The 26,481-nt window shown below is 60.5% G+C and carries 27 protein-coding genes and 1 riboswitch; of the genes, 20 read left to right on the forward strand and 7 right to left on the reverse strand.

What is annotated here, in order from left to right; translation table 11 throughout:
- Positions 1-181: 181 nt before the first annotated feature.
- From hda to ABH912_RS29585, 4 genes are all read left to right on the forward strand, one after another.
- On the forward strand, positions 182-886 hold the full coding sequence (gene hda, locus ABH912_RS29570; RefSeq protein WP_008148645.1) for a DnaA regulatory inactivator Hda: 705 nt from the start codon (positions 182-184) through the stop codon (positions 884-886).
- Positions 887-1,100: 214 nt separating this feature from the next.
- Positions 1,101-1,751, forward strand: coding sequence for a C40 family peptidase (locus ABH912_RS29575; protein WP_033055863.1), 651 nt, complete (start codon positions 1,101-1,103; stop codon positions 1,749-1,751).
- 165 nt (positions 1,752-1,916) lie between these two features.
- Entirely contained in the window at positions 1,917-2,453 is a 537-nt protein-coding gene (locus ABH912_RS29580; protein ID WP_033055862.1) for a C40 family peptidase, read from the forward strand.
- A 15-nt stretch (positions 2,454-2,468) separates the two neighbouring features.
- Positions 2,469-3,122 carry an O-methyltransferase gene (locus tag ABH912_RS29585; protein WP_429512416.1) on the forward strand — a complete coding sequence of 218 codons (654 nt, stop codon included), beginning with the start codon at positions 2,469-2,471 and terminating at the stop codon, positions 3,120-3,122.
- Between the two features lie 4 nt (positions 3,123-3,126).
- Here ABH912_RS29585 and ABH912_RS29590 read toward each other — a convergent pair whose 3' ends face one another.
- Together ABH912_RS29590 and ABH912_RS29595 are read right to left on the reverse strand one after the other, a co-directional pair.
- The gene (locus tag ABH912_RS29590; RefSeq protein WP_429512418.1) at positions 3,127-4,440 is read right to left on the reverse strand and encodes a PQQ-dependent sugar dehydrogenase; all 1,314 of its coding nucleotides are present in this window, start codon (positions 4,438-4,440) and stop codon (positions 3,127-3,129) included.
- Between the two features lie 68 nt (positions 4,441-4,508).
- The gene (locus ABH912_RS29595) at positions 4,509-5,093 is read right to left on the reverse strand and encodes a hypothetical protein (protein ID WP_429512420.1); all 585 of its coding nucleotides are present in this window, start codon (positions 5,091-5,093) and stop codon (positions 4,509-4,511) included.
- Positions 5,094-5,247: 154 nt separating this feature from the next.
- A riboswitch (cobalamin riboswitch) is annotated at positions 5,248-5,479 on the forward strand.
- 81 nt (positions 5,480-5,560) lie between these two features.
- On the opposite strand from ABH912_RS29595, the gene cobO reads away from it, so the two are divergent.
- From cobO to ABH912_RS29665, 14 genes are all read left to right on the forward strand, one after another.
- A complete protein-coding gene (gene cobO / locus ABH912_RS29600; RefSeq protein WP_429512421.1) occupies positions 5,561-6,172 on the forward strand; it encodes a cob(I)yrinic acid a,c-diamide adenosyltransferase in 612 nt (203 codons plus the stop codon).
- Positions 6,169-7,464 (forward strand): cobyrinate a,c-diamide synthase, encoded by a 1,296-nt coding sequence (locus ABH912_RS29605; protein ID WP_429512422.1) that lies wholly within the window; start codon positions 6,169-6,171, stop codon positions 7,462-7,464. The genes cobO and ABH912_RS29605 overlap by 4 nt, the downstream gene beginning before the upstream one ends.
- A complete protein-coding gene (gene bluB, locus ABH912_RS29610; RefSeq protein WP_033055857.1) occupies positions 7,461-8,117 on the forward strand; it encodes a 5,6-dimethylbenzimidazole synthase in 657 nt (218 codons plus the stop codon). The genes ABH912_RS29605 and bluB overlap by 4 nt, the downstream gene beginning before the upstream one ends.
- On the forward strand, positions 8,114-9,022 hold the full coding sequence (gene cbiB / locus ABH912_RS29615; protein ID WP_033055855.1) for an adenosylcobinamide-phosphate synthase CbiB: 909 nt from the start codon (positions 8,114-8,116) through the stop codon (positions 9,020-9,022). The genes bluB and cbiB overlap by 4 nt, the downstream gene beginning before the upstream one ends.
- Entirely contained in the window at positions 9,015-10,007 is a 993-nt protein-coding gene (gene cobD, locus ABH912_RS29620) for a threonine-phosphate decarboxylase CobD (protein ID WP_429512423.1), read from the forward strand. The genes cbiB and cobD overlap by 8 nt, the downstream gene beginning before the upstream one ends.
- Positions 10,004-11,455, forward strand: a complete 1,452-nt coding sequence (locus ABH912_RS29625) for a cobyric acid synthase (RefSeq protein ID WP_429512424.1) — start codon at positions 10,004-10,006, stop codon at positions 11,453-11,455. Before cobD ends, ABH912_RS29625 begins: the two co-directional genes overlap by 4 nt.
- A 141-nt stretch (positions 11,456-11,596) precedes the next feature.
- Positions 11,597-12,118: a bifunctional adenosylcobinamide kinase/adenosylcobinamide-phosphate guanylyltransferase gene (gene cobU / locus ABH912_RS29630; RefSeq protein ID WP_429512426.1), complete on the forward strand. Its 522-nt coding sequence runs from the start codon at positions 11,597-11,599 to the stop codon at positions 12,116-12,118.
- Positions 12,115-13,170 (forward strand): nicotinate-nucleotide--dimethylbenzimidazole phosphoribosyltransferase, encoded by a 1,056-nt coding sequence (gene cobT / locus ABH912_RS29635; RefSeq protein ID WP_429512427.1) that lies wholly within the window; start codon positions 12,115-12,117, stop codon positions 13,168-13,170. The genes cobU and cobT overlap by 4 nt, the downstream gene beginning before the upstream one ends.
- The gene (gene cobC / locus ABH912_RS29640) at positions 13,167-13,742 is read left to right on the forward strand and encodes an alpha-ribazole phosphatase family protein (RefSeq protein ID WP_429512429.1); all 576 of its coding nucleotides are present in this window, start codon (positions 13,167-13,169) and stop codon (positions 13,740-13,742) included. The genes cobT and cobC overlap by 4 nt, the downstream gene beginning before the upstream one ends.
- Positions 13,743-13,744: 2 nt before the next feature.
- Positions 13,745-14,476: an adenosylcobinamide-GDP ribazoletransferase gene (locus tag ABH912_RS29645; protein ID WP_033055844.1), complete on the forward strand. Its 732-nt coding sequence runs from the start codon at positions 13,745-13,747 to the stop codon at positions 14,474-14,476.
- A 54-nt stretch (positions 14,477-14,530) separates the two neighbouring features.
- A complete protein-coding gene (locus ABH912_RS29650; protein WP_033055842.1) occupies positions 14,531-14,935 on the forward strand; it encodes a MarR family winged helix-turn-helix transcriptional regulator in 405 nt (134 codons plus the stop codon).
- A gap of 52 nt (positions 14,936-14,987) precedes the next feature.
- Positions 14,988-16,196 carry an MFS transporter gene (locus ABH912_RS29655; RefSeq protein WP_429512431.1) on the forward strand — a complete coding sequence of 403 codons (1,209 nt, stop codon included), beginning with the start codon at positions 14,988-14,990 and terminating at the stop codon, positions 16,194-16,196.
- Positions 16,193-16,315, forward strand: coding sequence for a hypothetical protein (locus ABH912_RS29660; protein WP_008148682.1), 123 nt, complete (start codon positions 16,193-16,195; stop codon positions 16,313-16,315). The genes ABH912_RS29655 and ABH912_RS29660 overlap by 4 nt, the downstream gene beginning before the upstream one ends.
- A gap of 55 nt (positions 16,316-16,370) precedes the next feature.
- A complete protein-coding gene (locus ABH912_RS29665; protein WP_033055839.1) occupies positions 16,371-16,922 on the forward strand; it encodes a glutathione peroxidase in 552 nt (183 codons plus the stop codon).
- 90 nt (positions 16,923-17,012) lie between these two features.
- On the opposite strand, the gene ABH912_RS29670 is transcribed toward ABH912_RS29665, so the two are convergent.
- The 3 genes from ABH912_RS29670 to ABH912_RS29680 all read right to left on the reverse strand — a co-directional run bounded on the left by ABH912_RS29670 (position 17,013) and on the right by ABH912_RS29680 (position 19,403).
- Positions 17,013-18,275, reverse strand: coding sequence for an OmpP1/FadL family transporter (locus tag ABH912_RS29670; protein WP_429512432.1), 1,263 nt, complete (start codon positions 18,273-18,275; stop codon positions 17,013-17,015).
- 145 nt (positions 18,276-18,420) lie between these two features.
- Positions 18,421-18,903, reverse strand: a complete 483-nt coding sequence (locus ABH912_RS29675; protein ID WP_033055837.1) for a hypothetical protein — start codon at positions 18,901-18,903, stop codon at positions 18,421-18,423.
- Positions 18,904-19,178: 275 nt separating this feature from the next.
- Positions 19,179-19,403 carry a hypothetical protein gene (locus ABH912_RS29680; RefSeq protein ID WP_007898912.1) on the reverse strand — a complete coding sequence of 75 codons (225 nt, stop codon included), beginning with the start codon at positions 19,401-19,403 and terminating at the stop codon, positions 19,179-19,181.
- A 996-nt stretch (positions 19,404-20,399) separates the two neighbouring features.
- On the opposite strand from ABH912_RS29680, the gene ABH912_RS29685 reads away from it, so the two are divergent.
- Together ABH912_RS29685 and rmuC are read left to right on the forward strand one after the other, a co-directional pair.
- Positions 20,400-20,723: a sel1 repeat family protein gene (locus ABH912_RS29685; RefSeq protein WP_081757437.1), complete on the forward strand. Its 324-nt coding sequence runs from the start codon at positions 20,400-20,402 to the stop codon at positions 20,721-20,723.
- A gap of 175 nt (positions 20,724-20,898) precedes the next feature.
- Positions 20,899-22,263, forward strand: a complete 1,365-nt coding sequence (gene rmuC, locus ABH912_RS29690) for a DNA recombination protein RmuC (protein WP_197281727.1) — start codon at positions 20,899-20,901, stop codon at positions 22,261-22,263.
- An 18-nt stretch (positions 22,264-22,281) separates the two neighbouring features.
- Here rmuC and ABH912_RS29695 read toward each other — a convergent pair whose 3' ends face one another.
- Both ABH912_RS29695 and ABH912_RS29700 read right to left on the reverse strand, forming a co-directional pair.
- A complete protein-coding gene (locus ABH912_RS29695; protein ID WP_429512435.1) occupies positions 22,282-25,752 on the reverse strand; it encodes a hybrid sensor histidine kinase/response regulator in 3,471 nt (1,156 codons plus the stop codon).
- A gap of 148 nt (positions 25,753-25,900) precedes the next feature.
- Entirely contained in the window at positions 25,901-26,440 is a 540-nt protein-coding gene (locus ABH912_RS29700) for a TetR/AcrR family transcriptional regulator (RefSeq protein WP_429512437.1), read from the reverse strand.
- Positions 26,441-26,481: the final 41 nt, after the last annotated feature.

The raw sequence follows: 26,481 nt of genomic DNA on the forward strand, positions 1-26,481 counted from the left end.
CCGAACCCCTCGTGCGGCTGTCACATGCGCCGCCAAAGAAACTGCCATAAAACCAGTGTGTTAACGCAAACCTTTGATTTTGCTTGTGGTCTGTCGCATTGTGCGACCCGCCTCACGGGTATAAACTTCGCAAACTTTACACAGAGGCCACTAACGGTTCCTTTGGAACTGTTCAGTCAGCATGAAACCGATTCAGCTGCCCCTAGGTGTGCGTCTGCGTGATGACGCTACCTTTATCAATTACTATCCAGGCGCCAATGCCGCTGCACTCGGCTATGTCGAGCGGCTATGCGAAGCCGACGCCGGCTGGACCGAAAGCCTGATTTATCTTTGGGGCAAGGACGGGGTAGGGCGTACGCACTTGTTGCAGGCGGCCTGCCTGCGCTTCGAGCAACTGGGGGAGCCGGCGGTGTATTTGCCGTTGGCCGAACTGCTTGATCGCGGCATCGCCATCCTCGACAACCTCGAACAGTACGAACTGGTCTGCCTGGATGATTTGCAGGCGGTGGCCGGTCGGGCGGATTGGGAAGAGGCGCTGTTCCATCTGTTCAACCGTCTGCGTGACAGCGGTCGACGCCTGCTGATTGCCGCGTCGACATCCCCGCGTGAACTGCCGGTGAAGCTGGCGGACCTCAAATCCCGTCTGACATTGGCACTGATCTTTCAGATGCGTCCGCTCTCCGACGAAGACAAATTGCGTGCCTTGCAACTGCGCGCATCTCGTCGCGGTCTGCACCTGACCGATGAAGTCGGGCATTTTATTTTGACCCGCGGTACGCGCAGCATGAGTGCACTTTTCGAGCTGCTTGAGCGTCTCGATCAGGCCTCCCTTCAAGCTCAGCGCAAGCTGACGATCCCCTTCCTGAAAGAAACCCTGGGCTGGTAAAACCAAGGCCTGTAGCGGGTTTTGGCATATTTCAGGCGCCAGAAAAACCGCTTTCCTACAGGGTTGCAGGCTGCGCGAGTGTCTAAAACGGGCTTAAGCGCTTAGATGTAAACGCGAAACCAAGAAGTCACATAAAGTTCGATTGAATTTGCAAATGAGGATGATAGTAGGCATAGTCTCGGCTTCTTTAGAACTATCAGCCACGGTCGTGCCCATGCTAAATCGCTTTGCACCCCTCGTGCCCCTCGCACTCGTCACCCTGTTGTTCGGTTGCGCTGCCCACTCTCCAGTGTCCCAGCAAGAGCAACAACAGCAGGCTAAAAATTCTGCTACCGCCCAATCTTCCGTTCTTTACCAGCAAGCGCTGGAACAGGAAGAAGCGGCCACCGAAAAAGAACTGGCAGACTTCGCCGGCGGCAAGTCGTACCAGCTTCCGGTTCTGGCCGACAGCATCCTCGAACGCGGCATGTCCCTGATCGGTACCCGTTACCGTTTCGGCGGCACCTCCGAAGCTGGCTTTGATTGCAGCGGCTTCATCGGTTACCTGTTTCGTGAAGAAGCCGGCCTGAACCTGCCACGCTCCACCCGCGAAATGATCAACGTCGACGCTCCGCTGGTTTCTCGCGGCAAACTGGAGCCGGGCGACTTGCTGTTTTTCGCCACCAATGGCCGTCGCGGCCGTGTCAGTCACGCCGGGATCTACCTGGGTGACAACCAGTTCATCCATTCCAGCAGCCGCCGTAGTGGTGGTGTCCGGATCGATAGCCTGGGCGACAGCTACTGGAGCAAAACCTTCATCGAAGCCAAGCGCGCACTTGCGATGGCGCCGGCTGCGACCCCGACGATCGTCACGGCTCGCAAGTAAGCGGACTTTTTGTAAGGTGAACTTAAAGTCTTACTTGAAGTTTGCCGCGTAGCAGCTAGAATCCTGATCTATTATTGATGGCAAACCGCCTGCGTCCTGCGCAGGCGGTTTTCTTTTCTGCGCCCCCTGCAGAAAAAGCCGCAGCCAGATCAGGATGCTCTGCATATGTCGATGTCGGCCCGCCTCGCAATCATGTTCTTCGCAGCGCTGCTCAGCGCCTGCGCCAGCCGTACACCGCCCCCTGCGCCGGTGGTTCGCGCGCCCATTGTTTTCAGTTCCTCCCAACCATTCTCCCCAGAGGCAGAAGACGTATTGTTCCGCGCGCTCGGCCTGGTGGGCACGCCGTATCGCTGGGGTGGCAACACACCGGATTCGGGTTTCGATTGCAGCGGGCTGATTGGTTATGTCTACCGTGACGTTGCCGGCATTTCTCTGCCGCGTACCACGCGCGAGATGATCAGCATGCAGGCGGCCAGCGTGGGCAAGGAAGGTCTGCAAACCGGCGACCTGATCTTCTTCGCCACCAATGGCGGTTCTCAGGTCAGTCACGCCGGGATCTACGTCGGCGAAGGTCGCTTCGTCCATGCGCCCGCCACCGGCGGCACGGTGAAGCTCGACAGCTTGTCCAAAGCTTACTGGCAGAAAGCCTATCTGAGCGCCAAGCGCGTCTTGCAACCTGAGCACTTGGCACGCAATCCCTAAATGGCAGAGGTTGTCATGACCGCTCGCACACTCAATCTCGACGATTCCCTGTATCAATACCTGCTCGACGTTTCCCTGCGCGAAACGCCGTTGCTCAAGCGTTTGCGTGACGAAACCCAAGCGCTGCCCATGGCTCGCTGGCAAGTGGCGCCCGAGCAAGGTCAGTTCCTCGCGCTATTGGTGAAACTCACCGGCGCCAAGCGTCTGCTGGAAGTGGGCACCTTTACCGGTTACAGCGCCTTGTGCATGGCAGCTGCATTGCCGGATGACGGCTCGCTGATCTGCTGTGACATTCCCGGTGACTACAACGCCACTGCGCAGCGTTACTGGCAGGAAGCGGGGCTTGCCGGGCGGATCGATCTGCGTCTGGCGCCCGCGCTGGAAACCTTGGCTCAGCTGGATCAGCGAGAGCCATTCGACCTGATCTTCATCGATGCCGACAAAGCCAACTACCCACGCTATCTGGAGCACGCATTGCGTCTGCTGCGCGTCGGCGGTCTGGCGGTGTTTGATAACACGCTGTGGAGTGGCCGGGTGCTTGAGGACAATCCCGAGAGCGAAGACACCCGAGCCATCCAGGCGCTCAATCGCGCCTTGAAGGATGACTCGCGTGTGGACCTGTCGTTGTTGCCGTTGGGCGATGGATTGACCCTGTGCCGCAAACGCTAGGCGCTTACTTGGCCGCCGACACGCGCCACACCTTGTTGCCCACATCATCCGCCACCAACAAATCACCCTGCTGATCAATCACCACGCCCACCGGCCGGCCCATGGCTTTTTCCTCGCTGTTGAGGAAACCGGTGAGCACATCAATCGGCTGCCCGATCGGTTTCCCTGCGCTGAACGGTACAAAAATCACTTTGTAGCCACTGTGCGGTTTACGGTTCCACGAGCCGTGCTGGCCAATGAAAGCGCCTTCCTTGAACTGCGCCGGCAGTCTGTTGCCTTCAGCAAACGTCAGGCCCAACGATGCGGTATGCGGCCCGACCGCGTAGTCCGGCGCAATGGCCTTGGCCACCAGCTCGGGGTTTTGCGGCTCGGCGCGGATGTCGACGTGCTGACCGTAATAACTGTAAGGCCAGCCGTAGAACCCGCCGTCCTTCACTGAAGTGATGTAGTCCGGCACCAGGTCGCTGCCGATTTCGTCGCGCTCGTTGACCGCCGTCCACAATGCGCCGCTGCGAGGTTCCCAGGCCAGACCGTTTGGATTGCGAATCCCCGAGGCGAAGATCCGATGGTTGCCGGTGGCACGATCCACTTCCCAGATCGCCGCGCGACCTTCTTCCTTGTCCATGCCGTTTTCCGCAACGTTGCTGTTGGAGCCCACCGTGACGTACAGCTTGCTGCCGTCCTTGCTGGCGATAACGTTTTTGGTCCAGTGGTGATTCAGCGTACCGCCCGGCAAGTCGATCACCTTCATCGGCTGTGACTTGATCGCCGTCTCGCCGTTTTCATAGTGGAAGCGCAGCAAGCGGTCCGTGTCGGCGACGTACAGGTCGTTGCCGACCAGGGTCATGCCGAAGGGCGAGTTGAGGTTTTCCAGGAACACCGTGCGGGTTTCGGCGATGCCGTCGTGGTCCTTGTCCCGCAGCAGCGTGATGCGGTTCGGGCTCGGTACTTTGGCGCCGGCACGGCCCATGACTTTGCCCATGACCCAGCCACGAATACCTTTGCCGTCATCGGGTTTGGGCGGTGCGTTGGTTTCGGCCACCAGCACGTCGCCGTTGGGTAACACATAGAGCCAGCGCGGGTGATCGAGACCTTCGGCAAAAGCCGCGACCTGAGTCCCTGTCGCGGCGATGGGTTTCGTGCCGTCCGGCCAGCCGATCGCCGGGGCGATGTTCACCGTCGGGATCAGGGTTTTGTTCGGTTCTGGCAGCTTGGGCGAAGGGCCGATGCCGTCGGAGACTTGCAGCCTGGCGGTTTCACCACAGGCCGCAAGCCCTCCGGCGAGCACGATGACGAGAGCGAGCTGGGGCTTGCGCATGCTGACCTTCCCTATGAATGCATTGACCTAATCAATAGAGAAGCGCAGGTGATCGATGGTTCAACTGGTCAGCCGCGTGCTTCCTTGAACAGCACGGCAATGCCGGGGTGATAGTTGCCGGCTTCGTTGCGCAACTTGCGATAGGCATAGGGGAAGTACCAGGCCACCGCGCAGGTGTGTTCCTTTTGCAGGTCGTCGACCATGTCCTGGAGTTCTTCCGGGGTGGCGCTTTGTTGGGCTTTTTGCGGTGCGACGAACAGGCAGCCGAGTTTCAGGTCGCTGGCGTAGCTGATGCGTTTGGCGTCGCTGGTGATGTCCTGCAATGCTTGAGTCAGGTTCAGGCTGTTGACGCGTGGCCAGCGCTGGGTCGCTTGCAGGTAAGCGCGTTCTTCGCTGGCCGCGATAAACAGATCGGCGCGGCCATTGCGTTCGCCTTCTTCGGTCTGTTTACGGGTCGGTGTTTGTTGCAGCGTCACCATTTCCGCCATCCACGCCGCGACGGAAAGCAGGCCCAGGTTGGCCTTTTCGTCGAACCAGTAAGGCGTGTCGTTATCGCCGCGCACGGCGTTGTAGCGGTCGATACAGTCAAACCAGCGTTCCAGCACCGGGCGCAGGAATTCCAGCTTCGGATTGCTGATGATCATGCCTTGCATGTGGCTCACCCTTGTTATTGTGTTGTGAGATTGTGGCTCTTTGATATCACTGCTGTGAGTGTGGCACAAGATTGGCGTCAGATAATTGATCGACGGCAGTTATTCGCTCGCAGGCTGCCCGTCTTCAATTGACGCTCCATCCCCAACCCTCTAACCTTCGCGGCTTGTTTCAGGTGCTCTGTGACCTTGGTCGACAGAGTGAAACAGGGAAGCCGGTGAGTGACGCTCTTCAAGCGACGAAGAGCCATGATCCCGGCGCTGCCCCCGCAACGGTAAATGAGTGAAGGCTGCGCCTTGAGCCACTGTGTCGTATGACATGGGAAGGCGCGCAGTCGGGCCCAGTGCCGCTCATGAGCCCGGAGACCGGCCTGATCCATCCAGCGGCATCACGGTGGGCGATGCCAGGCTTCTTGCCGTCTATTCTTGTGCCTGCCCGCCGTTATCCAGCCTCAACGGAGAGCTCCCCCATGACTGATACCCCTGATCGTGACGAACGCCATCTGGCGCGCATGCAGCGCAAAAAAGCCGTGATCGACGAACGCATCGCCAATTCCCCGAATGAATGCGGCCTGCTGCTGGTGCTGACCGGCAACGGCAAAGGCAAAAGCAGCTCGGCCTTCGGCATGCTCGCCCGGTCCATGGGCCACGGCATGCAGTGCGGCGTGGTGCAGTTCATCAAGGGGCGCAGCAGCACGGGCGAAGAACTGTTCTTCCGGCGCTTCCCGGAGCAGGTGCGTTTTCATGTGATGGGCGAGGGCTTCACCTGGGAAACCCAGGATCGCCAGCGCGACATCGCGGCCGCTGAAGCTGCGTGGGCGGTGTCGCGCGAATTGCTGCGTGATCCGTCGATCGGCCTGGTGGTGCTGGATGAATTGAACATTGCGCTCAAGCACGGTTATCTGGATCTCGATCAAGTGCTCAGCGACTTGCAGGCCCGTCCGCCGATGCAGCACGTGGTGGTGACCGGTCGCGGCGCCAAGCCGGAGATGATCGAACTGGCCGACACCGTCACCGAAATGGGCGTGATCAAGCACGCGTTCCAGGCCGGGATCAAAGCGCAAAAAGGCGTCGAGCTGTGAATCAACCACGTCATTGCCCGGCGGTACTGATTGCCGCGCCGGCCTCCGGTCAGGGCAAGACCACCGTCACCGCCGCGCTGGCCCGTTTGCATCGCAATCAGGGGCGCAAGGTTCGCGTGTTCAAGTGCGGCCCGGACTTCCTCGACCCGATGATTCTCGAGCGCGCCAGCGGTGCACCGGTTTATCAATTGGACATGTGGATGGTCGGCGAGCAGGAAAGTCGTCGACTGTTGTGGGAGGCCGCGGGCGAAGCCGACCTGATCCTCATCGAAGGCGTCATGGGCCTGTTCGACGGCACGCCGTCCAGTGCTGATCTGGCGCGACATTTCGGTGTGCCGGTGCTCGGAGTGATCGATGGCACTGCCATGGCCCAGACTTTTGGCGCACTGGCCCTGGGGTTGGCGCGCTATCAGCCGGACCTGCCGTTTGCCGGTGTGCTGGCCAACCGCGTCGGCACCCTGCGTCACGCGCAATTACTGGAAGGCAGCCTCACTGAAGGTTTGCGCTGGTACGGCGCCTTGTCGCGGGAAACCGGGATCGAATTGCCAAGTCGACACCTCGGGCTGGTTCAGGCCAGTGAGTTGAACGATCTCGATCTGCGCCTCGATGCAGCGGCTGATGCACTGGCCAGCAGTTGCGAGGTCGCGCTGCCACCGGCGGTGGAATTCGCCGCGCCAGATGTGATCGCTGCCGAGCCTTTGCTGGCCGGTGTGCGAATTGCCGTGGCCCGTGACGAAGCGTTTGCCTTCACCTACGGCGCCAGCCTGGATTTGCTGCGGGCCATGGGCGCTGAGTTGTCGTTTTTCTCGCCAATCCGTGACACGCAATTGCCGCAGGCAGACAGTCTTTATCTGCCGGGTGGTTATCCTGAATTGCATCATGTGGCGCTGTCACAGAACACTACGATGCTGGCCGCAATCCGCGCTCACCATATGGCGGGCAAACCGTTGTTGGCCGAGTGTGGCGGCATGCTTTATCTGCTCGATTCGTTGACCGATGTCGAAGGCACTCGCGCTGAACTGGTCGGTTTGCTGGCCGGTGATGCTGTGATGCAAAAGCGCCTGGCCGCGTTGGCGTTGCAGGCGGTCGAGTTGCCGGAAGGTTCATTGCGCGGACACACCTATCACCACTCGCTGACCAGTACCGAGCTGGAGCCTATTGCTCGTGGCTTGAGCCCGAACGGTGGGCGAGGGGCGGAGGCGGTTTATCGTGAGGGGCGGATGACCGCGTCCTACGTGCACTTTTATTTCCCTTCCAATCCCCAAGCGATGGCGGCGTTGTTCAAGCCATGAACCCAGATGATCTAGCGTTCAGCGAAGCTGAGCGCGCGGCGGTCTACCGAGCCATCGGCGAACGCCGCGACATGCGTCATTTCAGCGGCGGCACCGTCGAGCCCGAGTTACTGCGACGCCTGCTCGAAGCCGCGCATCAGGCGCCGAGTGTCGGCCTGATGCAGCCTTGGCGGTTCATCCGCATCAGTGATCGAGCCCTGCGCGGCAAGATCCAGTCACTGGTGGAAGAAGAGCGCATCCGCACCGCCGAAGCCCTCGGCGAGCGCACCGACGAATTCATGAAGCTGAAAGTCGAAGGCATCAACGACTGCGCCGAAGTGCTGGTCGCTGCGCTGATGGACGATCGCGAGCGTCACATCTTCGGCCGTCGCACCTTGCCGGAAATGGACATGGCCTCGCTGTCCTGCGCGATCCAGAACCTCTGGCTGGCCTCCCGCGCTGAAGGGCTCGGCATGGGCTGGGTCTCGCTGTTCGAACCGCAAGCGCTGGCGGACTTGCTGGGTTTACCCGCCGGAGCCAAGCCGTTGGCTGTTCTTTGTCTCGGCCCGGTCAAGGAATTCTATCCGGCACCGATGCTGGTACTCGAAGGCTGGGCGCAGGCGCGTCCGCTCAGTGAATTGCTGTATGAAAATTATTGGGGAGTGAGTCAATGAGTGTGGCGTTATTGAGTGTCGCTGCGGTTGCGCTGGATGCGCTGCTGGGTGAACCCAAACGCTGGCATCCGCTGGTGGCGTTCGGCCGTTTTGCCGACCGCATCGAGCAACGTTTCAATGGCGGTGGCCGCGGCTGGCGCAGTCATGGCGTCACTGCCTGGGTGATTGCGGTGTTGCCGCTGACCCTGCTGGCCACGGCGTTTTCCTGGGCGCCCTATGTCGGCTGGATCGTCGAGATTCTCGTGCTCTATTGCGCCCTCGGCATGCGCAGCCTCGGTGAACACGTCGAGCCGGTGGCCAAGGCATTGCGCAGCGATGATCTGGACGAGGCGCGCAAACGTGTCAGTTATCTGGTCAGCCGCCAGACCAGCGAACTGGATAAAACCGAAGTCGCCCGCGCCGCCACAGAATCCGTATTGGAGAACGGCAGCGACGCAGTATTTGCCGCGTTGTTCTGGTTTGCTGTCGCCGGTGCGCCCGGTGTGGTGCTCTACCGTTTGAGCAATACGCTGGATGCGATGTGGGGTTACCGCAACGAACGTTTCGAGCGTTTCGGCTGGGCGGCGGCAAAGATCGACGACGTCCTCAACTACATTCCTGCACGCCTGGTGGCGCTGACCTACGCGCTGCTGGGCAAAACCCGACTGGCGCTGAAATGCTGGCGTACCCAAGGTCCGACCTGGGACAGCCCGAATGCCGGCCCAGTGATGGCGGCCGGTGCCGGCGCGCTCGGTGTCGAGTTGGGCGGGGCAGCGATTTATCACGGTGAGCTGCATCAGCGTCCACAACTGGGCGAAGGCGTGCCGGCGGACGCTGACTCCATCGACCGTGGCTGGCAATTGGTCCAGCGCGGGGTATGGTTATGGTTGCTGATCCTCTGCGTGGGGGCTGAATTCTATGCTTGAACACGGTGGTCGGTTACGCAAGGCGGCGCTCGATTACGGCATCGCCGAAGCCGATTGGCTCGACCTGTCCAGCGGCCTCGCGCCCTGGCCGTTTCCGGTCCCGGAGATCCCGTTGCGGGCCTGGGCGCGTTTGCCGGAAACCGATGATGGGCTGGAGCAGGCGGCCTGTGATTATTACGGCGCCCCTCAGGTGTTGCCGGTGGCCGGCTCGCAAATGGCGATCCAGTTGCTGCCGCGTTTGCGCCGGGTCGGCAAGGTCGGCGTGCTCTCGCCGTGTTACGCCGAACACGCTGAAGCGTGGCGCCGTAATGGCTACATCGTGCGTGAAGTGCTGGAGCAGGAAGTCGACTTCTTTCTCGACAGCCTCGACGTGTTGGTGGTGGTCAACCCGAACAACCCAACCGGCCTGAGCCTGACACCGAGTCGGCTGCTCGACTGGCACTCGCGGCTGGCGCAGCGTGGTGGCTGGCTGGTGGTGGACGAGGCGTTCATGGACAACACACCGCAGCTGAGCCTGGCACCTTTTGCCAATCAGGTCGGGTTGATCGTGCTGCGTTCCTTCGGCAAGTTTTTCGGCCTGGCCGGTGTGCGTCTGGGGTTCGTGCTGGCCGAGCGCAAGTTGCTCAAGTTGCTGGCCGAGCAAGTGGGACCGTGGGCGGTCAGCGGGCCGACGCGGGTGCTGGGGCAGGCCTGTCTGCTGGATACCGAAGGGCATGCCCGGCAACGGGTTCGCACTGATGAGGCTAGCGAGCGTCTGGCGCTGCTGCTTGAACAGCACGGCTTCAAACCACAGGGCGGCTGCGCCTTGTTTCAATGGCTGATCACCGATCACGCCGAAGCGTTGCACGAATTCATGGCCCGGCGCGGCATTCTGCTGCGGTTGTTCGCGCACAACAGCAGCCTGCGTTTCGGCCTGCCCGCCGATGAAGCCGACTGGACGCGTCTCGCGCAAGCGTTCGAAGCCTACGCCAAGGAAACCCAATGACTACGTTGATGGTGCAGGGCACCACTTCCGACGCCGGTAAAAGTACGCTGGTGACGGCGTTGTGCCGCTGGGTCACGCGTCAGGGTGTCAGCGTCGTGCCGTTCAAGCCGCAGAACATGGCGCTCAACAGTGCCGTGACCGCCGACGGTGGCGAGATCGGTCGCGCGCAAGCTGTGCAGGCACAGGCCGCCAATCTTGAGCCGCACACCGACATGAACCCGGTGCTGCTCAAACCCAACAGCGACACCGGCGCCCAAGTGATCATCCATGGTCGCGCGGTTACGACGATGAACGCGGTCGCGTATCACGACTACAAAGCCATCGCCATGCAAGCAGTGCTGGTCTCACATGAACGGCTGAGCGCAGCGTATCCAGTGGTCATGGTCGAAGGCGCGGGCTCGCCGGCCGAGATCAATCTGCGTGCCGGTGACATCGCCAACATGGGCTTTGCCGAGGCCGTGGATTGTCCGGTGGTGCTGATCGCCGACATCAATCGCGGCGGCGTTTTTGCGCATCTGGTGGGTACGCTGGAACTGCTGTCGCCCAGCGAGCAGGCGCGGGTCAAAGGCTTCATCATCAACCGGTTTCGCGGCGATATCGCTTTGCTGCAACCGGGTCTCGACTGGCTGGAAGCGCGCACCGGCAAACCGGTGATCGGCGTTCTGCCTTACGTGATGGACCTGCACCTGGAGGCCGAGGACGGCATCGATCAGCGTCAGACCGACAAGGCCGACCAGGTGCTGAAAGTGCTGGTGCCGGTACTGCCGCGCATCAGCAACCACACCGATTTCGATCCGCTGCGCTTGCATCCGCAGGTGGACCTGCAATTTGTCGGCCCCGGTCAGGCGATTCCGCCGGCGGACCTGATTATTCTTCCCGGTTCGAAGAGCGTGCGCAGTGACCTCGCATATCTGCGCGCCAATGGCTGGGACACTGCGATCAGTCGTCATCTGCGTTATGGCGGCAAAGTGCTGGGGATTTGCGGCGGTCTGCAAATGCTCGGCGAGCAGCTACACGACCCGCTGGGCCTCGAAGGCGCACCGGGTTCCAGCGCCGGTTTGGGTTTGTTGGCGTTCGAAACACAGCTCGAAGAAGAGAAGCAATTACGCAATGTGCGCGGGCGTCTGGCGCTCGAAGACGCGCCGGTCAGCGGCTATGAAATTCATGCCGGCGTGACCACCGGGCCGGCGTTGGAAAACGCCGCTGTGCTACTGGACGATGGTCGCTGCGATGGCGCGCAAAGTGTGGATGGGCAGATTTTCGGCACCTATCTGCATGGGCTGTTTGAATCGCCCGCAGCGTGCAGTGCATTGCTGCGTTGGGCTGGGTTGCAGAATGTGCAGGAGGTCGATTACCACGCGTTGCGCGAGCGTGATATCGAACGGCTGGCGGATCTGGTGGAAAAACATCTGGATACCGGGTTGTTGCGTCAACTCTGCGGGATTTGAGGTGAATTCATCGCGAGCAGGCTCACTCCTACAGCGGATCGCCAGTGAACATAAACTTTGTGTTCGCCATCGACCCACTGTAGGAGTGAGCCTGCTCGCGATGAGGCCAGTCGCAACGCCGCCATTTAAAGGTAAATGACCATGCTCCAACTGATCCTCGGCGGCGCCCGTTCCGGTAAAAGTCGCCTGGCCGAAAAACTCGCCTCCGACAGCGCTCTGGCGGTGACTTACATCGCCACCAGCCAACCGCTCGACGGTGAAATGAACGAGCGGGTCGCCCATCACCGCGCCCGTCGTCCAGCCGAATGGGCGTTGATCGAAGAACCGGTGGAACTCGCCCGCGTCCTGCGCGAAACCGCCAGCCCCGATCGTTGCCTGCTGGTGGATTGCCTGACGTTGTGGATGACTAATCTGCTGATGCTCGACGACACCGAGCGGCTGTCAGCCGAACGTGATGCATTGCTGGACTGCCTGGCGTCGTTGCCGGGTGAAATTATTTTTGTCAGCAACGAGACCGGAATGGGTGTCGTGCCGCTGGGCGAATTGACTCGCCGCTATGTCGATGAAGCCGGTTGGCTGCATCAAGCGTTGGCCGAGCGCTGTCAGCGCGTCGTCCTGACCGTCGCCGGTCTGCCCCTGACTTTGAAAGGAACTGCGTTATGACTCAATCCTGGTGGCTGAACCCCTGCAAACCGATCGATGCTCATGCGGTCAAGCAAGCGCAGGCCCGTCAACAGCAGCTGACCAAACCGGCCGGCTCGCTCGGTCGGCTTGAGTCGGTGGCCGTGCAATTGGCCGGGATGCAGGGGCAGGTCAAACCGAGTCTCGATCAACTGTGGATCGCGATTTTCGCCGGCGATCATGGCGTTGTCGCAGAAGGGGTGTCGGCATTTCCCCAGGAAGTCACCGGGCAGATGCTGCACAACTTCGTCAGCGGTGGGGCGGCGATCAGCGTGTTGGCGCGGCAACTCGGGGCCTCCCTGGAAGTTGTCGACCTCGGCACGGTGACGCCGTCGCTGAATTTGCCGGGTGTGCGTCACTTGAACATCGGCCCGGGCACGGCGAATTTCGTCGAAGGTTCGGCGATGACGCCGGCTCAAGGCGAGCTCGCTTTGCAGGCCGGCCGCGACAGTGTGCAGCGCGCCATCGCGGCGGGTGCGCAGTTGTTTATCGGTGGCGAGATGGGCATCGGCAACACCACTGCGGCCAGCGCATTGGCCTGTGCCTTGCTCGATTGCCCGGTGGTGCATCTGGCCGGGCCGGGCACGGGTTTGAACGCGGCGGGTGTCAGTCATAAAGCCCAGGTTATCGAGCGCGCGTTGACATTGCACAGCGCTCAGCGTGGCGATGCGCTGCAAACCCTGTTCAACCTCGGCGGGTTTGAAATCGCTGCACTGGTCGGCGCGTATCTGGCGTGTGCCCAGGAAGGCGTTGCGGTACTGGTAGACGGTTTCATTTGCAGCGTTGCGGCGTTGGTGGCAGTGCGCTTGAACCCTGAATGCCGTCAGTGGCTGTTGTTTGGTCATCGCGGCGCCGAACCGGGTCATCGTCATGTACTGGAAACCCTGAACGCCGAGCCGCTGCTGGACCTCGGCCTGCGTCTGGGCGAGGGCAGTGGCGCTGCGTTGGCCGTGCCGTTGCTGCGTCTGGCGTGCGACCTTCACGGGCAGATGGCGACCTTCGCCGAGGCCGCTGTGGCGGACCGTCCGGCATGACCTTGCGCCTGGACCTGTTGCGCCACGGCGAAACCGAACTCGGCGGTGGTTTGCGCGGCAGCCTTGACGACGCGCTGACTGAAAAGGGCTGGGAGCAGATGCGCGCGGCGGTGGTCGAGCAGGGGCCTTGGGATCGTTTGGTCAGCTCGCCACTGCAGCGGTGCGCGCGGTTCGCCGAAGAACTCGGCGAACAGCTGGGTTTGCCGGTGCAGCTGGATAAAGACCTGCAAGAGCTGCACTTCGGCGCCTGGGAAGGACAGAGCGCCGCCGCGCTGATGGAAACCGATGCCGAGGCGTTGGGATTGTTCTGGGCCGACCCTTATTCGTTTACGCCGCCTCAGGGTGAGCCGGTGGTGGATTTTTCAACGCGGGTGTTGGTGGCCGTTGAGCGCTTGCACGCTACCTACACAGGCGAGCGGGTGTTGCTGATCAGTCACGGCGGAGTCATGCGCTTGTTGCTGGCTCAGGCGCGGGGATTGCCCCGTGAGCAGTTGCTCAACGTCGAAGTCGGGCATGGCGCGTTGTTTTCGCTGTCGGTCGAATCCGGCGTGTTGTTAAAGGAAGCGCTCTGACCATGTTGCCATTCTGGATCGCCCTGCAATTTTTGAGCAGTCTGCCGATTCGTCTGCCGGGCATGCCGGAACCACAGGAATTGGGGCGGTCGCTGCTGTTTTATCCGCTGGTCGGCCTGCTGTTTGGCGGAATTTTGTGGGCGTTCAACTGGCTGTTGCTCGGCACCCCGTTGTTGCTTCACGCGGCGCTTTTGCTGACGGCTTGGGTATTGCTCAGTGGCGCTTTGCACCTGGACGGCCTGGCGGACAGCGCCGATGCGTGGCTCGGTGGGTTCGGCGACCGCGAGCGTACGTTGACGATCATGAAGGACCCGCGCAGCGGGCCGATTGCGGTCGTGACGCTGGTGCTGGTGTTGCTGCTCAAATTCGCCGCGTTACTGGCATTGATCGAGCAGCAACACGCCGTTGTCCTGATCATCGTTCCGTTGATCGGGCGCAGCGCGATGCTGGGCTTGTTCCTGACCACGCCTTATGTGCGTGCCGGCGGGTTGGGGCAAGCGCTGGCCGATCATCTGCCACGTCTGGCGGGCAAGCAGGTGTTGGCGGTGAGTGCGTTGGCGTGTGTTTTGATTGCCGGTCTCAGCGGCGTGTTGGCCGTCGTGCTGGCGGCGCTGGTGTTTGTCTGGCTGCGGCAAGTGATGCTGCGCCGATTGGGCGGCACGACGGGCGATACGGCGGGGGCGTTGCTGGAAATCCTTGAGGTCGCGGTGCTGGTGGGATTGGCGATCGCCTGAACTTCCCACATCATGTAACTTGATTTAACACAACCGCGGGTATATACACGCACCATGCTCGACTCCCAATGTTTATGCATCAACCTGCGTCGCGCCGCCCGTGGCGTCAGCAGGCACTACGACGGCGCTCTCGACGGCTTCGGGATCAACGTTGCCCAGTATTCTCTGCTGTGTAATCTGCAGCGTCTGGATAAACCGAGTATTTCCACGTTGGCCGAGGCCATGGGGCTGGATCGCAGCACCTTGGGCCGCAATCTGCGGGTGCTGGAAGGCGAAGGCTTGCTGATGCTGGTCGAGGGCGAAGACATGCGTAACCGCATCGTCATGCTCACCGAGGCCGGTGTTGAACGTCTGAAAGCGGCCTTGCCCGCGTGGGAAGCGGCGCAACAGCGGTTGATTGACCGCTTGGGTGCCGAGAAACGTGAAACCTTGCTGCGACTGCTGGACGAACTGGCCTGATGCCGGTTTTTCCGATCTTAAGCGGGTATATACCCGCTACCGGAGAATAAGAATGACATCGATGTGGCGTACGTGTGGTTGGGTTTTGTTGGGGAGTGCGCTGATTCTCGCGTTGTCCTTGGGGGTAAGGCACGGCTTCGGGCTGTTTCTGTCGCCGATGAGTGCCGAGTTCGGCTGGGGGCGTCAGACGTTTGCCTTCGCCATTGCCTTGCAGAACCTGATCTGGGGCCTGGCGCAACCCTTCACCGGCGCGCTGGCCGACCGCTTCGGCGCCGCGAAAGTGGTGCTGGTCGGCGGTGTCCTGTATGCGTTGGGCCTGGTGTTCATGGGCCTGTCGGATTCGGCAGTGACCTTGTCCCTGAGTGCCGGCCTGTTGATCGGCATCGGTCTGTCCGGCACCTCGTTCTCGGTGATCCTCGGCGTGGTCGGCCGCGCAGTACCGCCAGAGAAACGCAGCATGGGCATGGGCATCGCCAGTGCTGCCGGCTCTTTCGGCCAGTTCGCCATGTTACCCGGTACGCTGGGGTTGATCGGCTGGCTCGGCTGGTCCGCGGCATTGCTGGTGCTGGGCCTGTTGGTGGCGCTGATTGTGCCACTGGTGAGCATGCTCAAGGACAAACCGCTGCCGGTGTTCGGCCATGAGCAAACACTGTCCGAGGCACTGCACGAGGCTTGTTCCCATTCGGGGTTCTGGCTGCTGGCATTCGGTTTCTTTGTTTGCGGTTTTCAGGTGGTATTCATCGGCGTGCACTTGCCGGCTTATCTGGTGGATCAGCACCTTCCGGCGAGCGTCGGCACGACGGTGCTGGCGTTGATCGGGTTATTCAATATATTCGGGACCTACACGGCGGGCTGGCTCGGCGGGCGGATGTCCAAGCCACGTTTGCTCACCGGCCTATATCTGCTGCGGGCAGTGGTGATCGGGTTGTTCCTGTGGGCGCCCGTCACGACGACCACCGCGTACCTGTTTGGCATGGCGATGGGCTTCCTGTGGCTGTCGACGGTGCCTTTGACCAACGGCACCGTCGCGACCTTGTTCGGCGTACGAAACCTGTCCATGCTCGGTGGGATTGTTTTCCTGTTTCACCAGCTCGGATCGTTCCTCGGCGGCTGGTTGGGCGGGGTGGTGTACGACCGAACGGGGAGCTATGACTTGATCTGGCAAGTGGCGATTCTCTTGAGCCTGTTGGCCGCCGCCCTGAACTGGCCGGTGCGTGAGCAGCCGGTGGCGCGCCTGCAAACACAAATGAGTGCGATATGAACAGTCTCTGGCCGCGGATCGCTGTGGTCGCTGTCTGCGCCTTGCTGCTCGCCTTGTCGTGGTGGGGCTGGCATCAGGGCGGGCTGGCGTTGATGCAACTGGGCATGGGTGCTTGCTAGCAGGATGTGAGGGCGAGTAACTTCGGTCTTGACGATTTCTCAAGGATGCACCGACATGCTGATGCGCTGGCTTGCAGTTCCCGCGTTACTGGTAGCGTTTAGTGGATTGGCTCAAGCGGCCGAATGCCCGGAGCTGCTGCAAGGCTCGTTGCCCAAGCTGCGCGCCAAGGAATCCATCGACCTGTGCCAGCGCTTTGCCGGCAAACCGCTGGTGGTGGTCAATACCGCGAGCTTCTGTGGTTTCGCCCCGCAGTTCAAAAGCCTTGAGGCGCTGAATCAGCGTTACAAGGATCAGGGGCTGGAGGTGATCGGCGTTCCGTCCAACGACTTCAAGCAAGAGTCCAAGGATGGCGAAGAGACAGCCAAGGTCTGCTACGTGAACTACGGCGTGACGTTCACCATGACTGAACCGCAGAAAGTGCGCGGTAATGACGCGACGCACTTGTTCAAGACTCTCGCCAAGCAAAGCACCGCGCCGAAGTGGAACTTCTACAAATACGTGGTTGATCGCAAGGGCAAGGTGATCGCCAGTTTTTCCAGCCTGACCAAGCCTGATGACCCCGAATTTATCGAGACGGTGGAAAAGGCACTGGCCTCGCAACCCTGATCAACACCCACTAAAAAGCCCCGCCTCTGTACAAGAGAGCGGGGCTTTTTTTGATTCAGGCGGCGAGGGGTTCAGGTTCGCCATGAATCATCAGAAGCGGTAGGTCGCGCCAACACCGAAACCGTTCGCATAGTTTTCATACTCTGCGCTGTAGTTCTGACGGCCGTTGCTGTTGTTGACCTTGACCGACTCTTCGCGCAGGTACGAATACGCTACGTCGATAGTCAGGTCGTCGGTCGGGCTCCAGCCGGCGCCCAGGCTGAAAATCTTGCGATCGCCAGTCGGGATGCGTGGGGAGCGGTTTGTGTTGTTGGTCGGTGCCTGGTCAACCGACAGGCCGGTACGTAGCACCCACTGCTTGTTCAGCTGGTAGGAAGCACCGATGGCGTGAGCCCAGGTGTCGTGCCAGTTCTGCTCTTCAGTGATGGTGCCAAAGCCGCGTGCGGCCAGGGCGGCAGGAACGCCTTCGTTCTCGACGGAGATCTCTTTCAGGCGGCTCCAGCGAGTCCAGGTGCTGCCTGCGTAAAGGGTCCACTGATCGTTCAGTTGGTGAGTGACCGAGAAGTCCACCGACTCAGGCGTGGTGATGTCCAGCGAAGCGTCGAACTTCTGGTTCCCCAGTGGGCCGAGCAGGGCGTAGTTGACCTTGGTGTCACCTTCGAGCTTGTACTTCACTTTCGAGTGATAGGTCAGGCCGAGGCGAGTGCTTTCGAGGGCTTGAACCATGATGCCGATGTTGTAACCCAGCGCGGTGTCGTCACCCTCGATCTTGACGGAGCCGTCCGCTGCGCGCGGGTTCAGCGACAGATTAGATTCCAGGGTCCCGTCGATGCGGTTGATGGTCGGACCGAAACCGATCGACACCTTGTCGTTGAAGGCGTAGCTGACGGTTGGCTGCAGAGTCACGATTTTGACTTCGCTCTTGCTGCCGAAGTATCTGCCGGCGAAGCCGTTCTCGTAGTCGGTCACCAGGCCGAATGGAGCGTAGACGCCGAAACCGACTGCCCAATGGTCATCGATTGGCTTTACGTAGTAGCCCATGGGCACGCCCATGAAAGGGACCATGTCACCTTTGTTGGTGCCACCATTCGGGCTTGAACTGGCGTCATTGATGTCAGTGTGCGCGTCGATAAATGCAACACCACCGGTCACTTGTTCGCGCTTGAGGCGAGACATGCCGGCAGGGTTGCCAAAAACGGTGGATGCGTCGTCGGCAGAAGAAGATCGCCCGGCAAAACCTGTCCCCATCCCGCTGATGCTTTGTTCGTTGAGGGCAAAGCCACTTGCGAAGATCTGGGTGGATGCCAAGGTAACGGCGAGGCTAAGGGTGGTTTTGAGCATTACTTTTTTCATTATTAGAACTCCTGGTGATCACCGGGGCGAAAATTACCAACATTTTCGTCCCAGCGCTATAGGCTGTAATGCTTGATTTAGAGCGGTTTTGTAGGACAATCCGACCAAAATCGCAGCAGTTGCGCGATCTTGCGGAAACAGCAGGTCAGCAGGCGACCTGATTCAGTGGTGAAACACAGGTTTGCCAGGCGCAGGTGAAGTCTCTCAGGCGTCCTTGAGGCTGGAAGGTCTGGCGCCAGATACGGGCCATTCCGAGTAGGTCGTCTGCTTCGGGGAGGGGGGTGTTCTGTTCTTCTACCAGCAGCCAGGCGATGGCTGTGGCGTAACGCAGGTTGACAGTCAGTTCGAGGTGCGGACCGCTCAGGAAAGCATGCTGGCTGGCCAGGCCGCGAACCAGGCTTGCGCGTTCCGGGTCAAGTGCCAGGTAGTGGTCCCAAAGTGCCTGATGGCGGGGTTCGGCGATTCGGTACAGGCCGTGTCCACGGCGGTCATGCAGGGCCGTTCCAAGGGCTGACTGGCTGGCGGCAATGCCCAGCAGCAGGGATTCGGCAGTTGCGCTATGGCACCCGAGGTAAATCAATGTCGGGCGGATCACATAACGGCACAGTTCGCTGGCAGCGATACCCATAAAACCCTCGAAACATCAAATGGTCGGCGATACCTGAAGGGCCTTGGCAGCGGGTGAATCGACTCAGGCTCGCCGGAAGCGGTTTAGGCCGCTTGAGTTGAAGTGTAGTGTCATATTCGCGCCGTAAAGGCCTGTTTTTAAAATATTTCCGGCTGCGAGTTATAACCGTTATATCGCTTAGTGCTTAGGCGGTGGCAGCAAAAAGAGAAATATCGGGCAATAAAAAGCCCCGCTTTTTGAGCGAGGCTTTTGAGGTTTTCAGTCTTGCTGGCGTATCAGGCAACCAGTGCCTGACGGGTACGCTCGATCACGGCCTGCAGCGGCTCGGCGCTGGAGTATTGATCGGGGTACAGGCGTTCGCTGTGACGAGCGATGCCGTGTTCGTTGACCAGAGTGAAGCTGAAGCAGCCTTTGCGAGCAGCCATGATCAGGCAGTTCATTGGTGCAAAAGCATTGGTTAGGGTGCGAATTGCATCCTGGGTGTGGATTTGAGTAGACATAGTCATTGGGTGTTCCTACAAGCGACACGGATAAGAACCGTGCAAAATTAAAACGTTCCAGTGACGCTGACCACCATTGGTCGAACGAAGAACCCGACTGGAACAAAGCAGCCAGTTTGAAGCGCTGATAAATTGGCGCGCTTGGGCTGGCAGGTAGGTACTTAGGAGGGCAGGCAACACATCAAGGGCAAAGGTTCTGGGCCCGGGGTGAAGATCCTGATCAATTTGCAGGTTGGTTCGGTCAGAGTAAGTGAGCTTCGCAACACCCTTTGCTTTCGATCAAAGGCAGTGTTGACGCAAGGTTTACCTGGAAACCATCGAGGTGGTCGATCCCGCTTTGTCGGTGGAGGCTTCCTTTGGGAAGGCTGACCGGGGGGATTTGTTCGACCAGAATTGACTTTCAGCTTGGTACTAACGCCGCGGATACTAACGGATTGAATTGCTGAAGGGAAGTGTGTTAGCAAAAAAGTTCTCTGAACGCCTCATTCAACGTCCGGATTGGCGCTCGGAATAAGCCATGACCCGCAGACTTGCCCTGTAATAGCACAAATTCCGACCATTGGTAGTCACGGCTCATCGGGCCAGGACCGGCCTGGATCATGGGTTTGCCAAGGTTTATCCCCAGGTGCAGGCAAAAAATGCGCCGAAAAAGCGCATCGATATAACTGCCTCGAAGGTACTTGTGCACATAAGTCACGGAGGGTGTCACGCCGCTGTCATCTCCCCTTCAAACGCAGTGGGTGCCTGTAACCAAAATTTAAGTCAATGAAAAACATCGCTTTTTTTTACTGGTGAAAAAATCGTCAGTTTGACTGCGAGCCCCATTCCATACGGCTTTGCGAGAGTTCAAGGGCGGTTGTCCACTGAGTTATCCACAGCTTCTGTGGATTGTCCCGAGCGCTTGCTCTAGGACGGGCGTGCCGGGTTTTTTTAGACTTTACCTGTAAGAAAAAAAGAGTAGAGTGGCGCGCCTTCCGATCTGCCCCACAGTGCTTTATGAAGTTTCGCTCAGTATCAGTCTCTGCAACCTCCACACCTCCCGGCATTACCCCGCCCAAGCGCTTTTCGATGCGTGTGGCCGAGTGGCTGCTGGACAGCCCGCGTCTGGGCGAAAACCCCAACGTCAAACACTTCGCCGGACGTTTGCTCAAGCAGCCAGCCCGTGAAGGGGTCGTGGCCGCGCAAAGCCGTCTCGGTCAGCTGATGTGCCGTGAATGCGGGAATGCCCGGGATCGCCGTATCGGCCAGGACCTTTTGCGTTCGGCCGCGCGGGCAGGGGATCGGCGCGCCCAGCAGGAACTGGGTCTGATCGAAGACTGAGCTGTCCAAGACCTGACGCCTTGGTTAACCTTCAAGCTTTATTTCATTGGCAGGAGTGGCTATGGCTATGGACTTGACCAGCGCATTGCTCGGTCTGGCGGGTGCTGCGCTGCCGTTATTGGTACTGGCCTGGCAACTTCAGCGGCGAGCGAGCGCCACGCAGTCAGACGTTGCACTGCTGGAAGAACGCCTGGCCATGGCCCATCTGGCTCAGGACGGATTGAACGCCCAGCTTGAAGCCTGTCGCGATGAAATAGGTGATCTGGGCCAAGCCAACGCCGCCAAACAAGCAGACCTGGCCGCCGTGCGCCGTGAAGTCGAATTGCTGCAGATCGAACGTGACGATGCCCGCGATGCCGCCCACGCCTGGAATCTGGAGCGCGCCGGCAAAGAGGCTGAGTTGCGTCGTCTGGACGCCCAAGCCGCTTCGCTCAACGCCGAGCTGCGTGAGCAGCAGGAAAGCCATCAGCAGCGCCTCAACGACCTGCAGGGCTCGCGAGACGAGCTGCGAGCGCAGTTCGCCGAGCTGGCCGGCAAAATCTTCGACGAGCGCGAGCAGCGCTTTGCCGAAACCAGTCAACAACGCCTCGGTCAGTTGCTCGATCCGTTGAAAGAACGCATCCAGTCCTTCGAAAAACGCGTTGAAGAAAGCTATCAGGCTGAAGCCCGCGAGCGTTTTTCCCTGGCCAAGGAACTGGAGCGGCTGCAACAGCTGAACTTGCGCCTGAGCGACGAAGCCACGAACCTGACCCGCGCCTTGAAAGGCCAGAAAACCCAAGGCAACTGGGGTGAGCTGATTCTTGAACGAGTGCTTGAACACGCCGGCCTGGAAAAGGGGCGCGAGTATCAGACCCAGGTCAACCTCAAGGGCCCGGACGGTGAGCGTTTCCAGCCGGACGTGATCATTTATTTGCCGGGCGACAAACAGGTGGTGGTCGACTCCAAGGTCAGCCTCACGGCCTATCAGCAATACGTCGCGGCCGAAGACGATGCCATCGGCCAGATCGCCATCAAGCAGCATGTGCTGTCCCTGCGCACTCACGTCAAAGGGCTGGCCGGCAAGGACTACAAGCGTCTCGACGGTTTGCACAGTCTGGATTTCGTCCTGCTCTTCGTACCGATCGAAGCGGCGTTTTCCGCCGCATTGCAGGCTGAGCCGACGCTGTTCCAAGAGGCCTTCGACCGCAACATCGTGATCGTCAGCCCGACCACGTTGCTGGCGACCCTGCGCGTCATCGACAGCCTGTGGAAGCAGGAGCGCCAGAGCCAGAACGCCCGGGAAATCGCCGAGCGGGCCGGGTGGCTGTACGACAAGTTTGTGTTGTTCATCCAGGATCTGGATGAAGTCGGCAATCGCTTACAGCAACTGGATAAGGCCTACAGCTCGGCACGCAACAAGCTGACAGAAGGCCGCGGCAATCTGGTCAGCCGCAGCGAGCAGCTCAAGTTGCTTGGCGCGCGAGCGAGCAAGAGCCTGCCGGCAGACTTGCTGGAGCGGGCGATGACCGATGTGGATGGGTTGGCCGAGTTGCCAGAATAAGATCTTTTGATTTTGACGCTACAACGGCAAATGCCGACTCAGCAACGCCCGCAACGCCGCCGGCTTCACTGGTTTGGCCAGGTAGTCCAGCCCCGCCGCATGCACTTGGGCCACCGTCTCCGGTCGCGCATCGGCACTGATCACTACCCCTGGCACTGGCTCACCCAATCGGGTTCGCAGCCATGCCATCAGTTCGGTCCCGGTCTCGCCATCGTCCAGGTGGTAATCCACCAGCGCCAATTGCGGTCGCATCCCGTCGCTGAGCAGCGCCGCGCATTCGTCGCGATTGCGCGCCGTCCAGACCTGACAACCCCAGCGCGTGAGCAAACTGTTCATGCCGATCAGGATGCTGTCTTCGTTGTCGATGCACAGCACCTGCGAGCCGCTCAGTAACTTTCCATTGAGCTCGGCGGTCTTCGCCGGCAGGGCGGCTTGAGCACGAGCCAACGGCACACTGACGCTGAACACGCTGCCGCGCCCCGGCCAGGAGCGTACGCGCAAGGTATGGCCCAGCACGCGACACAGCCCGTCGGCGATCGCCAGGCCCAGCCCCAGGCCTTTTTCAGCGCGCGTCTGGTGGCTGTCGAGACGTTTGAATTCTTCGAAAATGACCTGCTGTTTATCCACAGGAATGCCCGGGCCACGGTCCCAGACTTCCAGGCACAACTCGCCCTTGCGTCGGCGAACTCCCAGCAGCACCGGCCCTTTGGCATAGCGGAAGGCATTGGTCAGGAAGTTCTGTAGGATTCGTCGCAGCAGTTTGACGTCACTGTCGACGCGCAACGTACTGCCCCTGACGCGGAATTTCAGCCCCTGGTCGTGGGCCAGCGCCTTGAACTCGGCACCGAGGACGTCGAACATCTCATTGAGCACGAACGGTTTGGGATCAGGGTTGATCTTGCCGTTTTCCAGGCGGGAAATGTCCAGCAGGTCGCTGATCAAGTCCTCGGCCGAACGCAGTGACGTGTCCAGATGATGGACCAGTTTCTGCGCTTCACCGGAGAGGCCGTCGTCTTGGTGGGAAAGGGCGGCCGAGAACAGTCGCGCAGCGTTCAACGGTTGCATCAAGTCGTGACTGACCGCCGCCAGGAAACGGGTTTTCGACTGGTTGGCCGACTCCGCGGTGCCCTTGGCTTCGGTCAGGGCGACGTTGAGTTGCGACAGTTCGTGGGTCCGCTCGGTGACCCGACGTTCCAGGCCCTCGTTGGCTTCGGTCAGCGCCTGCTCAGCCTCGCGGAACGCGGTGATGTCGGTGAAACTCATGACGAAACCGCCGCCCGGCATCGGGTTGCCGATCAGTTCGATCACACGGCCATTGGGGAAAAGTCTTTCAGAAGTATGGGCGCGGCCCTGACGCATCCAGTGCAAGCGCCGTGCGACATGCACCTCGGCCTCGCCGGGGCCGCACAGGCCACGTTCGGCGTTGTAGCGAATGATGTCGGCAATCGGGCGGCCAAGCCTGATCAGTCCATCCGGGTAGTTGAACAGCTCCAGGTAGCGCCGGTTCCAGGCCACCAGTTTCAGCGACTGGTCGACCACGCTGATGCCTTGGGTGATGTTCTCGATCGCGCCTTGCAGCAGCGCACGGTTGAACTGCAGCACTTCCGAGGCTTCGTCGGCGATTCGGACGACGTCCTCAAGCTGCATTTCCCTACCTTCGATGGCAGCTTTTACCACCGCTCGGGTCGAAGAAGCACCCAGCACACCGGCCAGCAAACGTTCGGTATGGGCGATCCATTCACCATCGGCGTTTTGGTTCGGGTTAAAGCCTTTGCCCTGACGGTAGGCGAAGCGGATAAAGCTCTGACGGGCGCGTTCTTCGCCGACGAAGCGTGCGGCCAGTTGCAACAAATCGTCGATCTGCACCGACAGCATCGAACGGGCGCTCGGGCGGGCGCTGATTTCTTGACCGATGAAGCGACCCGCCTGCCAATGTTCCGAAACCCTCGTGCGTGACAGCACCGACACCCAGGCGAACAGTGTGAAGTTGGCCGCCAGCGACAACATCACGCCTTGGGTCAGCGGGGTAAGCGGCAGGTTCAGCGGGTTGCTGTGCAGCCATGCCAGTCCGGGGAAACTGCTCAGGGACAGGCCCAGGCTATGGGCCGCTATCGGCAGGATCAGGGTGTAGAACCAGAGGAATGTCCCGGCGGCGAGGCCGGCGAACACACCGCGGCGGTTGGCCTGTTTCCAGTACAGCGCGCCGAGCATGGCCGGGGCCAGTTGGGTCACGGCGGCGAAGGCGATCTGGCCGATGGTCGCCAGGCTCGCCGTCGAGCCGAGCAGGCGATAACTGACGTAGGCCAGCAGCAGAATCACCACAATGCTCACTCGGCGTACCGAGAGCATCCACTGGCGGAACACTTCGAACGGCCGCTCGGCGTTGTTACGCCGCAGCAACCATGGCAACAACATGTCGTTGGAGACCATGGTCGACAGCGCCACGCTGGCAACAATCACCATACCGGTTGCCGCCGAGGCGCCACCGATAAATGCCAGCATCGCCAAGGCAGGATGGGATTGGGCGAGCGGCAGGCTGATGACAAAAGAGTCCGGCAGCACCGAACTTGGCAGCATCATTTGACCGGCAAGGGCGATGGGCACGACGAACAGTGCCGCCAGCGCCAGATAGGCTGGAAACACCCATTTGGCCAGGCGCAGATCCTGAGGGTCGATGTTCTCCACCACGGTCACGTGGAACTGCCGGGGCAGGCAGATGATGGCCATCATTGCTACGCCGGTCTGCACCACCATCGACGGCCAGTTAATGGTCTCCTTCCAATACTCTTCGAGGCGCGGAGCGAGCATGGCCTGGTCGAACAGGTCGTCGAAACCGTCGTACAGGCCGTAGGTCACGAACGCGCCGACCGCGAGAAAAGCGAACAGCTTGACCAGCGATTCGAATGCAATCGCCAGCACCATGCCGCGGTGGTGTTCCGTGGCGTCGAGGTTGCGGGTACCGAAGACGATGGTGAACAGAGCCAGCACCAGCGACACGATCAGCGCCGTGTCCTGGGCGCGAGTGCCCATGGCGTCGGCACCGGCGCCGATCAACAGGTTCACCCCGAGCACGATGCCCTTGAGTTGCAGCGCGATGTAGGGCAGCACGCCGACCAGGCAGATCAGTGCCACCACTACGGCCAACGATTGGGATTTGCCATAACGCGCGGCGATGAAGTCGGCAATGGAGGTGATGTTCTCCTGCTTGCTGATCATCACCATTTTTTGCAGGACCCACGGTGCGCACACCAGCAGCAGGATCGGCCCGAGGTAGATCGGCAGGAAAGACCAGAGCTGTTCAGCGGCCTGGCCCACGGCGCCAAAGAAGGTCCAGCTGGTGCAATAGACAGCCAGCGACAAGCTGTACACCCAGGCGCGCACTCGCGGCGGCAACGGCGTGCTGCGACGGTCGCCGTAGAAGGCGATGGCGAACATGATGGCCATATAGGCCAGGGCGACGGCGGCGATCAGCCCGCTGGACAGCGACATGGGAACTCCTGACAAAAGACACCCGGGACTCCCGCCCGGACAGACAGTCTCGCACGATGGCAGGGGTTAGTCAGTGTCGACCAAGGTCGCGGCGCGGCGGGGTGTCGCAGGCTTTGTATCAGTTGGATCTTTGCTGTTTATGCTGGCCTCACTGATTCAAAGCAATCTCGATCAACCGATGCAATTCCTCAACCTCCAGCGGCGCCACTGAAAACAGGATACGAAACACCGTCGGCGCAGCCACCATGTTGATCAGCCGATCAACGTTCGGCTTCGGCTGATCGGGGTAACGATCCAGAATCGTCTGCAGCTGCCCGCCAATGATCGTCGCGCAAAGGGCCGGTGTGGTGCTGCATTGCACGTCGCGCAAGATGTTGCGGCCGGGCTCGGAACTCATCTCGTCCAGATACTGCTCGGCCCAGGCGCGCACGTCACCACGCAGGCTGCCGGTATTGGCCGGCTCGCTCTCGGGGCGCATGCGGGCGAGGGCGACGTCCGCCAACAACACCGACAAATCGCCCCAGCGCCGGTAGATGGTCGACGGTGTGACGCCGGCACGCGCAGCGATTTGCGGGACGGTCACGGTGGCGCGGTCCTGCTCTTTGAGGAGATCGCGGACTGCCGAATGAACCGACTCTTGCACCCGGGCACTGCGGCCGCCCGGGCGTAAACCTTCTTTAATTGCCATGCATCGGACCTTAACACAAAGAATTTGCTTTAAGCGTCAGC

Source organism: Pseudomonas sp. BT76 TE3572 (assembly GCF_050435365.1).
Taxonomy (GTDB): domain Bacteria; phylum Pseudomonadota; class Gammaproteobacteria; order Pseudomonadales; family Pseudomonadaceae; genus Aquipseudomonas; species Aquipseudomonas fluorescens_W.

Bases quoted from the DNA above. Each gene is read 5' to 3' on its own strand.
- ABH912_RS29575 (WP_033055863.1), top strand. From the start codon at position 1,101: ATGCTAAATCGCTTTGCACCCCTCGTGCCCCTCGCACTCGTCACCCTG.
- ABH912_RS29685 (WP_081757437.1), top strand. From the start codon at position 20,400: ATGAAGTTTCGCTCAGTATCAGTCTCTGCAACCTCCACACCTCCCGGC.
- cobC (WP_429512429.1), top strand. From the start codon at position 13,167: ATGACCTTGCGCCTGGACCTGTTGCGCCACGGCGAAACCGAACTCGGC.
- hda (WP_008148645.1), top strand. From the start codon at position 182: ATGAAACCGATTCAGCTGCCCCTAGGTGTGCGTCTGCGTGATGACGCT.
- ABH912_RS29675 (WP_033055837.1), bottom strand. From the start codon at position 18,903: ATGGGTATCGCTGCCAGCGAACTGTGCCGTTATGTGATCCGCCCGACA.
- ABH912_RS29700 (WP_429512437.1), bottom strand. From the start codon at position 26,440: ATGGCAATTAAAGAAGGTTTACGCCCGGGCGGCCGCAGTGCCCGGGTG.
- ABH912_RS29670 (WP_429512432.1), bottom strand. From the start codon at position 18,275: ATGAAAAAAGTAATGCTCAAAACCACCCTTAGCCTCGCCGTTACCTTG.
- ABH912_RS29665 (WP_033055839.1), top strand. From the start codon at position 16,371: ATGCTGATGCGCTGGCTTGCAGTTCCCGCGTTACTGGTAGCGTTTAGT.
- ABH912_RS29645 (WP_033055844.1), top strand. From the start codon at position 13,745: ATGTTGCCATTCTGGATCGCCCTGCAATTTTTGAGCAGTCTGCCGATT.
- ABH912_RS29655 (WP_429512431.1), top strand. From the start codon at position 14,988: ATGACATCGATGTGGCGTACGTGTGGTTGGGTTTTGTTGGGGAGTGCG.
- cbiB (WP_033055855.1), top strand. From the start codon at position 8,114: ATGAGTGTGGCGTTATTGAGTGTCGCTGCGGTTGCGCTGGATGCGCTG.
- ABH912_RS29580 (WP_033055862.1), top strand. From the start codon at position 1,917: ATGTCGATGTCGGCCCGCCTCGCAATCATGTTCTTCGCAGCGCTGCTC.
- ABH912_RS29585 (WP_429512416.1), top strand. From the start codon at position 2,469: ATGACCGCTCGCACACTCAATCTCGACGATTCCCTGTATCAATACCTG.
- ABH912_RS29625 (WP_429512424.1), top strand. From the start codon at position 10,004: ATGACTACGTTGATGGTGCAGGGCACCACTTCCGACGCCGGTAAAAGT.
- cobU (WP_429512426.1), top strand. From the start codon at position 11,597: ATGCTCCAACTGATCCTCGGCGGCGCCCGTTCCGGTAAAAGTCGCCTG.
- ABH912_RS29680 (WP_007898912.1), bottom strand. From the start codon at position 19,403: ATGTCTACTCAAATCCACACCCAGGATGCAATTCGCACCCTAACCAAT.
- cobT (WP_429512427.1), top strand. From the start codon at position 12,115: ATGACTCAATCCTGGTGGCTGAACCCCTGCAAACCGATCGATGCTCAT.
- bluB (WP_033055857.1), top strand. From the start codon at position 7,461: ATGAACCCAGATGATCTAGCGTTCAGCGAAGCTGAGCGCGCGGCGGTC.
- ABH912_RS29695 (WP_429512435.1), bottom strand. From the start codon at position 25,752: ATGTCGCTGTCCAGCGGGCTGATCGCCGCCGTCGCCCTGGCCTATATG.
- ABH912_RS29595 (WP_429512420.1), bottom strand. From the start codon at position 5,093: ATGCAAGGCATGATCATCAGCAATCCGAAGCTGGAATTCCTGCGCCCG.
- ABH912_RS29650 (WP_033055842.1), top strand. From the start codon at position 14,531: ATGCTCGACTCCCAATGTTTATGCATCAACCTGCGTCGCGCCGCCCGT.
- cobD (WP_429512423.1), top strand. From the start codon at position 9,015: ATGCTTGAACACGGTGGTCGGTTACGCAAGGCGGCGCTCGATTACGGC.
- ABH912_RS29590 (WP_429512418.1), bottom strand. From the start codon at position 4,440: ATGCGCAAGCCCCAGCTCGCTCTCGTCATCGTGCTCGCCGGAGGGCTT.
- cobO (WP_429512421.1), top strand. From the start codon at position 5,561: ATGACTGATACCCCTGATCGTGACGAACGCCATCTGGCGCGCATGCAG.
- ABH912_RS29660 (WP_008148682.1), top strand. From the start codon at position 16,193: ATGAACAGTCTCTGGCCGCGGATCGCTGTGGTCGCTGTCTGCGCCTTG.